The organism is Pseudonocardia tropica (assembly GCF_040105315.1).
GTDB lineage: Bacteria > Actinomycetota > Actinomycetes > Mycobacteriales > Pseudonocardiaceae > Pseudonocardia > Pseudonocardia alni.
In genome coordinates this window covers 170,556-183,967 of the sequence record NZ_JBEDNP010000003.1, presented here as the reverse complement: position 1 = coordinate 183,967, position 13,412 = coordinate 170,556, and the positions used below count along the sequence as shown (strand labels likewise).

Annotated in this window: 10 protein-coding genes; 7 read left to right on the top strand and 3 right to left on the bottom strand. The window is 76.7% G+C overall.

What is annotated here, in order from left to right:
• The first annotated feature begins 90 nt into the window (after positions 1–90).
• From WHI96_RS06435 to WHI96_RS06405, 7 genes are all read left to right on the top strand, one after another.
• Positions 91–909, top strand: coding sequence for a TIGR03936 family radical SAM-associated protein (locus tag WHI96_RS06435; RefSeq protein WP_345642485.1), 819 nt, complete (start codon positions 91–93; stop codon positions 907–909).
• A 168-nt stretch (positions 910–1,077) separates the two neighbouring features.
• Positions 1,078–4,428: a translation initiation factor IF-2 N-terminal domain-containing protein gene (locus WHI96_RS06430; RefSeq protein ID WP_345642482.1), complete on the top strand. Its 3,351-nt coding sequence runs from the start codon at positions 1,078–1,080 to the stop codon at positions 4,426–4,428.
• Between the two features lie 181 nt (positions 4,429–4,609).
• Positions 4,610–4,915 carry a 50S ribosomal protein L21 gene (rplU, locus tag WHI96_RS06425; protein WP_020624746.1) on the top strand — a complete coding sequence of 102 codons (306 nt, stop codon included), beginning with the start codon at positions 4,610–4,612 and terminating at the stop codon, positions 4,913–4,915.
• Positions 4,916–4,927: 12 nt separating this feature from the next.
• Positions 4,928–5,185 (top strand): 50S ribosomal protein L27, encoded by a 258-nt coding sequence (gene rpmA / locus WHI96_RS06420; RefSeq protein WP_020624745.1) that lies wholly within the window; start codon positions 4,928–4,930, stop codon positions 5,183–5,185.
• Positions 5,186–5,304: 119 nt separating this feature from the next.
• Positions 5,305–6,804 carry a GTPase ObgE gene (gene obgE / locus WHI96_RS06415; RefSeq protein WP_345642478.1) on the top strand — a complete coding sequence of 500 codons (1,500 nt, stop codon included), beginning with the start codon at positions 5,305–5,307 and terminating at the stop codon, positions 6,802–6,804.
• A 7-nt stretch (positions 6,805–6,811) separates the two neighbouring features.
• Positions 6,812–7,924, top strand: a complete 1,113-nt coding sequence (proB, locus tag WHI96_RS06410; protein ID WP_345642475.1) for a glutamate 5-kinase — start codon at positions 6,812–6,814, stop codon at positions 7,922–7,924.
• A gap of 24 nt (positions 7,925–7,948) precedes the next feature.
• A complete protein-coding gene (locus WHI96_RS06405; protein WP_345642472.1) occupies positions 7,949–9,193 on the top strand; it encodes a methyltransferase domain-containing protein in 1,245 nt (414 codons plus the stop codon).
• A gap of 260 nt (positions 9,194–9,453) precedes the next feature.
• Here WHI96_RS06405 and WHI96_RS06400 read toward each other — a convergent pair whose 3' ends face one another.
• From WHI96_RS06400 to WHI96_RS06390, 3 genes are all read right to left on the bottom strand, one after another.
• Positions 9,454–9,825, bottom strand: a complete 372-nt coding sequence (locus tag WHI96_RS06400) for a hypothetical protein (RefSeq protein ID WP_345642469.1) — start codon at positions 9,823–9,825, stop codon at positions 9,454–9,456.
• 3 nt (positions 9,826–9,828) lie between these two features.
• Positions 9,829–10,365 carry a DUF4333 domain-containing protein gene (locus tag WHI96_RS06395; protein ID WP_345642466.1) on the bottom strand — a complete coding sequence of 179 codons (537 nt, stop codon included), beginning with the start codon at positions 10,363–10,365 and terminating at the stop codon, positions 9,829–9,831.
• A 134-nt stretch (positions 10,366–10,499) separates the two neighbouring features.
• Positions 10,500–13,406, bottom strand: a complete 2,907-nt coding sequence (locus tag WHI96_RS06390; RefSeq protein WP_345642463.1) for an ATP-binding protein — start codon at positions 13,404–13,406, stop codon at positions 10,500–10,502.
• Positions 13,407–13,412 lie beyond the last annotated feature (6 nt).

Sequence of the window (13,412 nt, the reverse complement as noted above, 5' to 3'; positions counted from 1 at the left end):
GGGTGCTCCTCCCGATCGGTCCGGACGCCGGCGAGGATGCGCGCGGGCCGTGTGCCGGACCGTGTGCACGTCCCTCCTAGACTCCGGGGCATGGCGCGCGTGAAGGCAGGAGCGGCGGCGAACCCGGCACCCCCGACGGTGCAGCGGGTCCGCCTGCGCTTCGCGAAGCGCGGCCGGCTGCGGTTCCTCTCGCACCGCGACGTGGCCCGCAGCTTCGAACGCGCGGTCCGCCGGGCCGGCGTCCCGGTCTCGCACTCGCACGGCTTCAGCCCGCACCCCCGGCTGTCCTGGGTCGGCGCCGCGCCGACCGGGGCGGCCAGCGAGGCCGAGTACGTCGAGATGGGGCTGACCCGCGAGGTCGACCCGGAGCTGGTCCGGGAGGCCATGGACCGGGCGCTGCCCGACGGGCTCGACGTCGTCGCGGCGGCGGTCGCGGCGCCGCCCGCGCTGGCCGACCGGATCGACGCAGCCCGCTGGCGGCTGGAGATCCGGGGGCTCGACCCCGCCGCGGTGCGGTCCGCGGTCGAGCGGTTCCTCGCCGAGACCTCGGTCGTGGTGACCCGGGTGACCCCGTCCGGGCGCAAGGAGATCGACGTACGCGCCGCCGTCGTGACTCTGTCGGTCGAACCGCAGGTGAACGGCACGCCGGCCGATCATGACCCGTCCGGGGCGGCGGGTTCCCCGGGTTCGGTCACCGACTGTGCGATACTGACGGCGGTCGTACGGCTGACGACACCGACCGTCCGACCCGATGACGTACTGGGCGCGCTCACCGTCGTCGCAGACCTGGCGCCGCCGGTACCGGTGACGGCCACCCGGTTGGCGCAGGGCCTGCTCGACGACGGGGGCGACCTGGTGGATCCGCTCGGTGCGGTCCCGGCGACCCGGGCCCGGTCGGAGGGTTCCTGACACGGACGGCACTTCCCGCCTCCGGTCCGGCGTCGAGCACCATCCCCGAAGACCGGGGAGCGACACCAGATGTGCCGTACCGCGCAACCCGCGCGAGCTGCGGAACGTACGCGCAAGGTCCCTGAGCGGCCGCCTCCGACGTGAGGCGCCCGGGGGCGAAGGAGCTGAATGTCCGTGAACGACGCGCCCGCCGGTAGCACCGGCGGGCTCTCCGAGCTGCCGGAGAAGATGCGGGTCCATGCCCTGGCCAAGCTGCTGGGCACGGCGAGCCGCGATGTCCTGGCGACCCTGGTCGGTCTGGGCCAGGAGGTCCGCAGCGCCCAGTCCAGCATCACCCGTGCGACGGCCGAGCAGGTCGTCGCGGCGCTGCGCCCGGCCGCGGCCGGGGACAGCTCTCCGGAGCCCGCCGCGGAGGCCGAGCCCGCCGCGGCGGAGCCCGCGGCCGACGCGCCGGACGCCGCCGCCGAGGCGTCGGCCGTACTCGACATCGGCTCCGCCGACGCCGGGGATGCGACCACCGAGGTCCCGGCGAGCCCGTTCGACACCGGTTCCGGTGCCGCCCGGGGCGGGTCCGCGCCCGCACTGGCGCCGGTCTTCGCGGTCCCGATGTTCCAGGCCCCCACCGCCCAGGGCGCGGCGCGGACCGCCCCGGCGGCCGCCGAGCCCGCCGGTGACGACGCGGCCGAGCAGTCCGGTGGCGAGGACGGTACCGACGGCGGCCCGCGTCGCGGTCGCAAGAGCCGCCGTCGCAAGGACCGCGACGCCGACACCGCCGCGGCCCCGGTCGCGGACACCGGGGACACCGCCCCGGCCGCCGACGACACCGGCGCCGACGGGTCCACCGACGCCGACGACCGGGGCGACGGCTCCGACGACGACGGCGAGGACGAGAACGGCAACCGCCGTCGTCGCCGCCGGGGTCGTCGTGGCCGCGGCCGCGGCAAGGGCGGCGAGGACTCGGGCGAGGACGGCGACGACTCCGACGACACCGACGACTCCGGCTCGGAGGGCTCCGGCTCCACCGGGTCCGACTCCTCGGACGACGCCGACGACGACGCCGACGACGACTCCGACGAGCAGTCCCCGGGCGGCTCGCGCCGCAGGCGGCGCCGCCGTCGTCGCGGGGGGTCCGACGTCGAGGACCGTTCCGAGGACGACCCGCCCAACACCGTCACCCGGGTCCGCGAGGCCCGCAGCGAGTCCCGCCAGGACTCCGGGTCGTCCTCCGACGACCAGGTCCAGGGCGTGCGCGGCTCCACCCGGCTCGAGGCCAAGCGCCAGCGCCGGCGGGACGGCCGCGACGCGGGCCGCCGTCGTCCGCCGATCCTGTCCGAGTCGGAGTTCCTGGCCCGGCGCGAGTCGGTCGACCGCCAGATGGTGATCCGCCAGCGCTCCGACCGCACCGAGATCGGCGTGCTCGAGGACGACATCCTCGTCGAGCACTTCATCACCGGCGGCAACTCCGGCAGCTCGATGGTCGGCAACGTCTACCTCGGCCGCGTGCAGAACGTCCTGCCCTCGATGGAGGCGGCCTTCGTCGACATCGGGCGCGGCCGCAACGCCGTGCTCTACGCCGGTGAGGTCGACTGGGACGCCGCCGGCCTCAACGGCAAGGCGCGCAAGATCGAGCAGGCGCTGTCCTCGGGCGACCAGGTGCTGGTGCAGGTCACCAAGGACCCGGTCGGCCACAAGGGCGCCCGGCTGACCACGCAGATCTCCCTCGCCGGCCGGTTCCTGGTCTACGTGCCCTCCGGCGGCGCCGCGGGGATCTCCCGCAAGCTGCCCGACACCGAGCGCAAGCGCCTCAAGGAGATGCTGAAGGAGATCGTCCCGGCCGACGCCGGTGTGATCATCCGGACCGCCTCCGAGGGCGTCTCGCACGAGGCCCTCGAGCGTGACGTCCGCCGGCTGCAGGCGCAGTGGGAGGTCGTCAAGGAGAAGGCGAACAGGACCGGCCCGGGCGCGCCCAAGGCCCCGACGCTCCTCTACGAGGAGCCGGACATGCTGGTCAAGGTCGTCCGCGACCAGTTCAACGAGGACTTCTCGAAGCTGATCGTGTCCGGCGCCGACGCCTGGGACACCGTGTCCGGCTACGTCGGGCACGTCGCGCCCGAGCTCACCGACCGGATGCACCGCCACACCGGCCCGTCCGACGTCTTCACCGAGTACCGGATCGACGAGCAGCTGCTCAAGGCGCTGGACCGCAAGGTCTGGCTGCCCTCGGGCGGCACCCTGGTGATCGACCGGACCGAGGCGATGACCGTCGTCGACGTCAACACCGGCAAGTTCACCGGCTCCGGCGGCAACCTCGAGGAGACCGTCACCCGCAACAACCTGGAGGCGGCCGAGGAGGTCGTCCGCCAGCTGCGGCTGCGCGACATCGGCGGGATCATCGTCGTCGACTTCATCGACATGGTGCTCGAGGCGAACCGGGACCTGGTCCTGCGCCGCCTCACCGAGTGCCTCGCCCGGGACCGCACCCGCCACCAGGTCGCCGAGGTGACCTCGCTCGGCCTGGTCCAGATGACCCGCAAGCGGGTCGGTGGCGGGCTGCTGGAGCACTTCTCCACCACCTGCGAGCACTGCCGCGGGCGGGGTGTGATCGTCTCGACCGACACCGGGCCGGACCACCAGCACGGCCGCTCCGGCAACGGCGCGCAGCACGGCAACGGCTCGGGCAACGGCTCCGGGAACGGTTCCGGCCACGGCAACGGTGGCGGGTCCGGGAACGCCGGGAACGGCGACTCCGACGGCGGTGGACGGCGCCGTCGTCGCCGCGGTGGCAACGGCAACGGCGAGTCGGGCCACGGTGACTCCGGGAACGGGAACGGGGACGCCGAAGGCCACGACGCCGAACGCCACGCCGCCGACCGCAACGGCTCCGGGCACCGCAACGGCTCCGGCCGCGGCGAGGAGCGTGCCGAGGACCGGGACGGCTCCGGCGACACCGGGCACGTCGACGCCGCCGCGGGTGTCGCGGCCGTCGCCGCGGGCAGCACCCCGAAGGGCGACGACGGCGCGGCCGCCGGGTCCACCGGGGTCTCCGTGCCTGCCACGGCCGACACCACCGTCACCGACGCCGCGCCCGCACCGGCGCCCGCCGACGACGACGAGACCGTCGTCGCCGAGCCGCGCGGTGAGCTGACCGGTTCCGCGGCCCCGGTGGTCGCCGGGCCCACCGGCGCCCCGCAGGCCGCGGCACCGGCCCAGGACGTGGCCCCGGAGCCGACGGGGACGACCCCCGCCGTCCCGGAGCCCGACGCACCCGCACCGCGCCGCCGCCGGGTCAGCCGCTCCGCCGGCGCCCCGGTCCGCGGTGGTGAGGCGGTGGTCATCACGACCGCCTCGACGCCGGAGGAGTCCGCTCCGCCGGCGGCCACGGCGGCACCGGCCGACGCGGGAACGGCGGCCGCTCCGGCCGTCGCCGCGCAGCCGGAGCCCGCCGCGGCCGTCACCCGTACCCGCCGTCCGCGCCGGGCGGCCTCCCGCCCGGCGGGTCCGCCCCAGGACGGAGGGTGACGGCGACCCCGGCGGAGAGCACTCCGACGGGGTCGCGTAACCTTGACCGACAGAAGCCACGCCTCTGCACACGACAGTGTTCGGCACGGGGGCCGTGGTGTGCGCGCCGGGGACCGGCGCGAGCTGTGAAAGCCCGAGCGCACCAGATGCGCCCCCGATGTTCAGGAGTCGTGCGTCAGCGATGTACGCGATCGTCAAGACCGGCGGCAAGCAGTACAAGGTGGCCGTCGACGACGTGGTCACCGTCGAGAAGCTCGACGGTGAGCCCGGCGCCGAGATCATTCTGCCCGCCGTGCTGCTCGTCGACGGCGACCAGGTGACCACCGACGCCAGCGGCCTCACCTCCGCGGTGACGGCCACCGTCGTCGAGCACACCAAGGGTCCGAAGATCCGGATCCACAAGTTCAAGAACAAGACCGGGTACCACAAGCGTCAGGGGCACCGTCAGCCCCTGACGAAGGTCCAGGTCACCGCGATCGGCAAGTAAGGAGCCCGCGTCATGGCACACAAGAAGGGTGCGTCCAGCTCCCGCAACGGTCGCGACTCCAACGCCCAGTACCTGGGTGTGAAGCGCTTCGGCGGCCAGTCGGTCAAGGCCGGCGAGATCCTCATCCGTCAGCGCGGCACCGCCACCCACCCGGGTGTCAACGTCGGGCGCGGCAAGGACGACACGCTGTTCGCCCTCGCCGCCGGGACCGTCGAGTTCGGTTCCAAGCGCGGCCGCAAGACCGTGAACATCGTGCCGGCCGAGGTCTGAGCGACCCGCCAGCACAGCGACGCCGACGGCGGGTCACCCCGGTAACGGGGGGCCCGCCGTTCGTCGTGTCACCACCCACCGCGGCCCCGCCGCGGTACGAGAACGACAGGAGTACCGTCATGTCCCGGTTCGTGGACCGCGTCGTGCTGCACGCGACCGCGGGGGCCGGGGGCAACGGCTGCGCCTCGGTACACCGCGAGAAGTTCAAGCCGCTCGGTGGTCCCGACGGCGGCAACGGCGGCCGGGGCGGCTCGGTCGTACTCGTCGTCGACGCGGGTGTGCACACGCTGCTCGACTACCACCACCGCCCCCGCGCGGAGGCGAGGAGCGGCACCCAGGGGCAGGGCGCGTTCAAGCAGGGCGCCAACGCCCCGGACCTGGAGCTGCGGGTGCCCGACGGCACCGTCGTGCTCGCCGCCGACGGCGAGGTCGTCGCCGACCTGGTCGGTGTCGGCACCCGGTTCGTCGCCGCCGAGGGCGGACGGGGCGGGCTCGGCAACGCCGCGCTGTCCTCCGCCGCCCGCAAGGCACCCGGCTTCGCGCTGCTCGGCGAGCCCGGCGACGAGGTCGAGCTGACCCTGGAGCTGCGCAGCCTCGCCGACGTCGGCCTCGTCGGGTTCCCCAGCGCCGGCAAGTCCTCGCTGGTCGCGGCGCTGTCCGCGGCCCGCCCGAAGATCGCCGACTACCCGTTCACCACCCTCGTGCCCCAGCTCGGCGTGGTCAGCGCGGGCGACGACACCTTCACCGTCGCCGACGTCCCCGGCCTCATCCCGGGTGCCGCCGACGGCCGCGGCCTCGGCCTGGAGTTCCTGCGCCACATCGAGCGCTGCTCGGTGCTGGTGCACGTCGTGGACTGCGCCACCTTCGAGACCGAGCGCGACCCGGTGTCCGACATCGAGGCGCTGGAGACCGAGCTGGCGCACTACGCCGAGGCGCTCGGCACCAGCGCGCTGGGGGAGCGGATCGACCAGCGCCCGCGCCTGGTCGCGCTCAACAAGATCGACGTCCCGGACGCCGCCGACCTGGTCGACATGGTCCGCGAGGACCTGACCGAACGCTTCGGCTGGCCGGTGTACGCGATCTCCACCGCGTCCCGGGCCGGGCTGCGGGAGCTGAGCTTCGCGATGGCCGAGCGGGTCGCCGCGGCCCGGGCCGCGCGCCCGGAGGCCGAGCCGAGCCGGATCGTGCTGCGCCCGCGCGCCGTCGACGACACCGGCTTCACCATCACGCCCGACCCGGAGCTCGACGGCGGGTTCGTCGTGCGCGGGGAGCGCCCCGAGCGGTGGATCCGCCAGACCGCGTTCGAGAACGACGAGGCCGTCGGCTACCTCGCCGACCGGCTCGCCCGGCTCGGCGTGGAGGAGGCGCTGGCCAAGGCCGGGGCCGTGCCCGGCTGCCCGGTCACCATCGGCCAGGTCACCTTCGACTGGGAGCCGTCCACCCCGGCCGGCGTCGCCGCCCTGCTCACCGGGCGCGGCACGGACATCCGGCTGGAGGGCAACGACCGGGTCGGCGCCGCCGAGCGCAAGCGCGCCCGGGTCGCGCGCCGGAACCACCTGTCCGACGCCGAGCTCGCCGCGGGCGCCCGCTACTCCTCGGACCACGAGATCGAGGAGTGAGACCGGAGTGAGCACGCGCGCCGCGCTGGGTGCGGCGAAGCGGATCGTGGTGAAGGTCGGGTCGTCGTCGCTGACGAGCCTGACCGGTGGGCTCGACCCGGCCCGGCTCGACGCCCTGGTCGACGCCCTGATGGTCCGCCGCGCCGCCGGCGCGCAGGTCGTACTCGTCTCCTCGGGGGCGATCGCGGCCGGTCTCGCGCCGCTGCAGCTGCGCCGCCGCCCGCGGGACCTCGCGACCCAGCAGGCCGCCGCGTCGGTCGGGCAGCTCCTGCTCGCCCACGCCTACTCGGCGTCGTTCGCCCGGCACGGGCAGGGCATCGGGCAGGTCCTGCTCACCGCCGACGACATGATCCGCCGTTCGAACTACCGCAACGCCCAGCGCACCCTGGAGCGGCTGCTGCAGCTCGGGTCGCTGCCGGTGGTCAACGAGAACGACACCGTCGCCACCGCCGAGATCCGGGTGGGCGACAACGACCGGCTCGCCGCGCTCGTCGCGCACATCGTCGGCGCCGACGCGCTCGTGCTGCTCTCCGACGTCGACGGCCTCTACGACGGCCACCCGCGCGACCCCGGGACGTCGCTGATCACCGAGGTCGACGACCCGGCCGAGCTCGCCGGGGTCAGCGTCACCCGGCCCGGGTCGGGACTGGGCACCGGCGGCATGGCCACCAAGGTCGAGGCGGCCGCGATGGCGTCGGCGGCCGGGATCCCGGTGCTGCTGACCTCCGCCGACCGCATCGCCGACGCCCTGGCCGCCACCGAGGACGGCCCGAAGGTCGGCACCGTGTTCCGCGCCGCCGGGACCCGGATGAGCGCCCGCCGGTTCTGGCTGCGCCACGCCGCCGACGTCCGCGGGGCCCTCGACCTCGACGACGGCGCGGTCGAGGCCGTCCGCCGCCGTCGCCGGTCGCTGCTGGCGGCCGGGGTGCACGGCGTGTCCGGTGACTTCGACGCCGGCGACGTCGTCGAGCTGCTCGCCCCCGGCGGGCGGGCCATCGCGCGCGGTGTCGTCTCCTACGACGCGACCGAGCTGCCGCACATGATCGGCCGCCGGACCCGCGAGCTGCCGCCCGAGCAGCGGCGCGAGCTCGTCCACGCGGACGACCTCGTTCTGCTCTAGACGGCGGCAGGGCACAATGCCCGCATGTCGGCCGACCGCGCCCGTTCCGCGCTGGTCGCGTCCCTGGTCCGCGACGGCCGGGTGCGCACCCCCGCGGTCCGCGCGGCACTGGAGACGGTGCCGCGCCACCTGTTCCTGCCCGCCCTCGACCCCGGCGGGGCCTACGCCGACGTCGCCGTCCCGATCAAGGTCGACGAGGGGGTGACGGTCAGCTCGGTCTCCCAGCCGTCGATGGTCGCGATCATGCTGGAACAGCTGGCGGCCGGGCCGGGGCACCGGGTGCTGGAGATCGGTGCGGGGGCCGGCTGGAACGCGGCGCTGCTGGCGGAGCTGGTCGGCCCGGACGGGGCCGTGACCACCCTCGACATCGACGACGACCTGGTCGCCGGCGCCCGGGCGAACCTGGACGCCGCCGGGTTCGACGGCGTCGACGTCGTCGTCGGGGACGGGGCACTCGGGTACCCGCCCGCGGCGCCCTACGACCGGATCGAGCTGACCGTCGGCTCCACCGGCGTCCGGCCGGAGTGGGTCGCCCAGCTCGCGCCCGACGGCCGGCTGCTGCTGCCGCTCACGGTGCGCGGCAGCCAGCTGTCGGTGGCGTTCGCCCACACCGCCCCGGGACGGCTGCACTCGCGGTCGGTGCGCAGCTGCGCGTTCGTCCGGCTGCGCGGGGAGGGCGCCGACCCGGGCGCCGAGGTCGCGCTGCCGGACGGCCGGTGGCGGGTGCAGCCCGCCTGCGGCTCCGACGACGCCGACGTCGGGGACCCGCGGGCGCTGGCCCGCGCGACCACCGGTGCGGGCACCGACCGGCCGGTGGCCGCCGCGGGCACGGTGGCGGACCTGTGGGACGGGCTCGGGCTGTGGTGCGCGGTGGCGGACCCGGGGGTGGTGCGGCTGTTCGGCCCGGCCGAGGGTGGGGCCGCACCGGCGCTGTTCGACCTCGGTGGCGCCCGTGCGACGCTGGGCCTGGTCACCGGGGACGGGTGCGCGGTGCTGCTGGCGGACCCGGAGGCGACGGTGCGGGCCTGCGGGCCGGACGGTGACCTCGCCGCCGAACGGCTGGCCGGGCTGGTCGCGGGGTGGGTCGACGCGGGCCGGCCGCACGCGGCGGACCTGCGGATCGAGGCGGTCGTCCCGTCGCTCGCCGGCCCCGGTGGCGGGCCGGTGGACGGCTCCGGTGTGGACCGGGCCGGGCCGGGGGACGTCGTGGTGGACGGCGCGGGTACCCGGCTGACGCTGCGCTGGGGTCCGGACCCCGCCGGGGGCTGAGCCGTCCGGGCGCGGCGTCGGCGGGGACGAGGGATCCGGGACACCGGTCCTGTCGGAGCGCGGGCGGGCCGGCCCGATCGGAGCCGGGCTGACACCCGGGGGACACGGCCCGGAGCCGGGCCCGGGGCGACACGGTCCCGCACCGCCGTTGCGGCGCGGAGCCGTGGCCCGGTGCCCCGGCCCACCCGGCGTCCCCGGGCGGCCCGGCGGCGGACCCCGGGCCCGCCGGCGGCCCGCCCGCGGTGACCGGGTCACGGTGCTCACCGGGACCGGGTCGTCCGCTTCGGACTCGTCGTCTTCGTCGTGGTCCTCGTCGTGGTCCGCGGCGCCGCGGTCGCCCGGGGTGCCGGGGTCCGCGCGGCGGTGGTCCGCGGTGTACCCGGGGACCGGGCGACGACCGTGCGGTGGTGGTCGTCGTCGTCGAGTGCGGACACCGGCACCCACCGCGGCCCGGCCGGTGACACGACCGCCCCGGGTGCCGGGCAGGCGGCCGGGTCCACCTCGAGGTAGTCGTCGCCGTCGGCCTCCGGGACGCCGCACACCTGCCGTTCCGGTCCGGTCGAGCAGGCGGTCAGCGGGGCCCCGGCGACGACGACCAGTGCGAGCGCGGAGAGCCAGGTCGCGATCCGCACGGCTCAGACCTGCTCGACGTCGAAGTTGACCAGACCGCCCTGGACCTCGGTCACGGTCGCGCGGACGTCGATCGAGTCCTCACCGGAGGTGACGCGGCAGCCGACGGCCTGGCCGGTGGTGGGGGCGAGGTCGCCGTCGCAGGTGGTGGTGTCGATCGGGACCCCGGCGTTCTGCGCGACGAGGGAGCGGACGGTGTCCTGCAGCAGCGCCCTCGGCACCGGGCGGGGCTCGGTGGTGATGTCGAAGGACACGTCGTCCCCGTCGACGGCGGTGACGGTGACGACCGCGCCGACCGGCTGGCCACCGGAGTGGAACTCGCAGGTCTGGCTCGCCCCGACGGTCGCGTCGAGGTCGGTGGCGCAGTCGGCCTTCCCGTTGTCGAGGGAGACGCCCTGTGCGCCCAGCTTGCTGACGATCTGCTCCTCGACGCTGTCCGCCGGGACGGCGGCGAGGCTGCAGGCCGTGGTGCCGAACAGGACGGTGCTCGTCGCCGCGGCGACCAGGCCGAGCCGGGCGAGGCTGCGCAGGGTGGCGTTCATGGTGTCTCCTCGGGTGGTGGCCCCGGCGGCCCGGGCGGCCGGTGGGGCGAACACCACGAACTCTGCGGTGGGCCACTGGCAGTCCACTTGCAGCGGCCTTGCAGGGTCCTGCACGCGGTCCCGGGGAGCGCGGCTCAGGCGCTCCGGCCCACCACCCGGGCGGCGCCGGTGCCGCCGTCGCCGAGCTCGTCGAGGACCGCGGCGATCGCCGCCCGCCCACCCTCGACGCCCTGGGCGAACGCGGCGGCGTACCGCTCGGCCGAGCCGCCGAGCCCGGCCCGGACCAGGGCGACGTTGCGCTCGGAGTCCTGCGGGTCCATCTCCTCGGGCCGGTAGCCGACCTCGCCGCCGACCGCGGACACCGCCCCGAGCAGCCGGGCGCCCCGCACACCGTCCCCGGACTGTCCCAGCGCGCCCGCGAGGGCGTGCGTCGCGACCAGCCAGGACGTCACGTCGGGCTCGCCGCCGAGGAACCGCACGAGCGACTCCGCCTCGTCCGGCGCGGCCGGGTCGCCGCGGTCGAGCAGGGTCTTCACCAGGTGCCAGCGCGAGGACCCGTCGGCGAAGCCGTGTCCGGCCCGCCGCGCGACGGCCACCGCGGACCGCAGCAGGTCCAGCGCCGTCGCCGTGTCCCCGCCGAGCCGGGCGAGGTGCCCGGCGGCCATCAGCGTCTCGGACTCGCCGGGGCCGTCCCCGGCGGCGCGCGAGACCGCGAGCGCCTCGCCCAGCAGGGCCTGCGCGGCCGCCGGGTCGGTCGCCGCGGCCAGGTAGGCGCGGAACGCGAGCCCGCGGGCGACCTTCGTCGGGTGCCGCGCCGGGTCCATCCGCTCCAGCCCGGCCGCGACGTCGGCGGCCGCACCGGCGGGGTCGCCGGCCAGGTAGCGCAGGGGACCGGAGGCGAAGTGCGCCAGCCCGACGGCCTCCGGGTCGGCGTCCGGGCCGGCCGCGGCCAGCGCGGCGGTGACCCACCCGATGCCCTCGGCGACCCGGCCGAAGCGGTACCAGTACCAGCCCAGCGCCCCGGCCAGGCGCAGCGCGTCGTCGACCGCGGCGGTCCCGCCGTCGGCCAGCGCGGCGCCGAACGCGGCCCGCACGTTCGGCTGCTCGGCGCGGACCCGCCCGAACCAGCGGGCCGCGTCGTGGCCGAGCCACGCGGCGTCGGCCTCGGTGACGACGTCGAGGACCCAGCGCCGGTGCGCGGTGCGGGCGGCGGTGCGCCCGGCGTCGTCGAGCAGGGTGTCGCCGAAGGCCCGCAGGGTCTCCAGCAGCGCGAACCGGCGGGGGCCCGGCGCGCCGGTGTCGACGCCGACCAGGGACTTCGCGACGAGCGTGGCCAGCCCGTCGCGGACCGGCTCCCCGGCGACGGCCGCGGCCGCGGCCGCGTCGAACCCGCCGGTGAACACCGACAGCGCCCCGAACAGCCGCCGGTCGGCCGGGCCGAGGTCGTCCACCGACAGCGCGATGGTGTGCTCCAGGCTCCGGTGCCGGGCGGGGGTGCCCCGGCCGGCCCCCACGAGCAGGGAGAACCGGTCGTCGAGGGCGTCGGCGATCTCCCCGACCGACAGGGTGCGGCTGCGGGCGGCCGCCAGCTCGACGGCCAGCGGGAGCCCGTCGAGCCGGGCGCAGACCTCGGCGACGCGGGCCCGGTCGTCGCCGGTGGGGGCCGCGCCGGGTGCCGCGGCCGACGCGCGGTCCACGAACAGCTGCTCGGCCGCGGCGGGGGACAGCGGCGCGAGCTCCAGCAGCTGCTCACCGGGCAGGTCGACGGGTTCGCGGCTGGTCGCGACCACCCGCACGCCGGGGCACGCGGGCAGCAGTGTGGTGAGCAGCTCGGCGACGGCGTCGAGGACGTGCTCGCAGTTGTCGAGCACCAGCAGGCCGGGGGTGCCGGTCAGGGCGGCGGCGAGCTGGTCGGCGCCCTGCGCGGTGAGCACCCCGGTGGCCTCGGCCACGACCGGGGCGAGCAGTGCACCGGAGGTCCCCGGGGCGAGGTCGGCGAGCTCGGCCCACCACACCGGACCGCCCGCGTCGGCGGCGACGGCCAGCGCGACGCGGGTCTTGCCCACCCCACCGGGTCCGACGACGGTGACGAGCCGGTGGGCGTCGAGCGCGGCGCGCAGCCGGACGAGGTCGTCGTCGCGGCCGAGCAGCGCCGTCGACGGCACCGGCAGCGGCCTGCGGGTGGTCCCGGCGGCGGGCGCCGGGGCGTCGGCGGCGGGGGCCCGGTGCAACAGCTCCGGGTCGTGGGCGAGCACCGCCCGCTCGGTCGCGGCGAGGCCGGGCCCCGGGTCGACGCCGAGCTCCTCGGCGAGCAGGTCCCGCGCGGTCCGCAGGACGGCGAGGGCGTCGGCCTGGCGCCCGGCGCGGTAGAGCGCGCGGGCCCGCAGCTCCCACGCGCGCTCGCGCAGCGGGTACTCGGTGGTGAGCGCGGCGAGGTCGTCGAGCAGCGTCACGTCCTCGCCGGTGGCGAGCGCGGCGGCGGCCCGGTCCTCGCGGATCCCGGCGCGCAGCTCGGTCAGCGCGGCCACCTCGGCGGCCAGGAAGGCGCGGTCGGCGAGGTCGCCGAACGGGGTGCCGTCGCCGGTCGCCAGCGCCAGGTCCAGCACGGACACCGCCTCGTGCGGCCGTCGCTCGGCCAGCGCGGTCGCGCCCCGGGCGGCGAGCTCGCGCATCGCCCACACGTCGACCTGCTCGGGCCGGACGGCCAGGGCGTAGCCCCCGCTGCCGCGGACCAGCACCGTCGCGGCCCCGCGGGCCGAGCGGCCGGGCTCCAGGACACCGCGCAGCCGGGCGACGTAGGTGTGCAGCGCCTGCTTCGCGGCCGGGGCGGGTTCGGAGTCCCAGACGGCGTCGATGAGCGGGGCCTCGGAGGCCGGCCGCCCGGCGGCGACGACGAGCGCGGCGAGCAGGGCCCGCGGGCGCGGCCCGCCGATCGCCAGGTCGTCGCCGTCACGGCTCGCCCGCACACCTCCGAGGACCGAGAGCTGCAGTGGGGACGCCTGCGGGGGGACCGCCTCCCCGGGCACGGCAGGACCGGACATGACGCG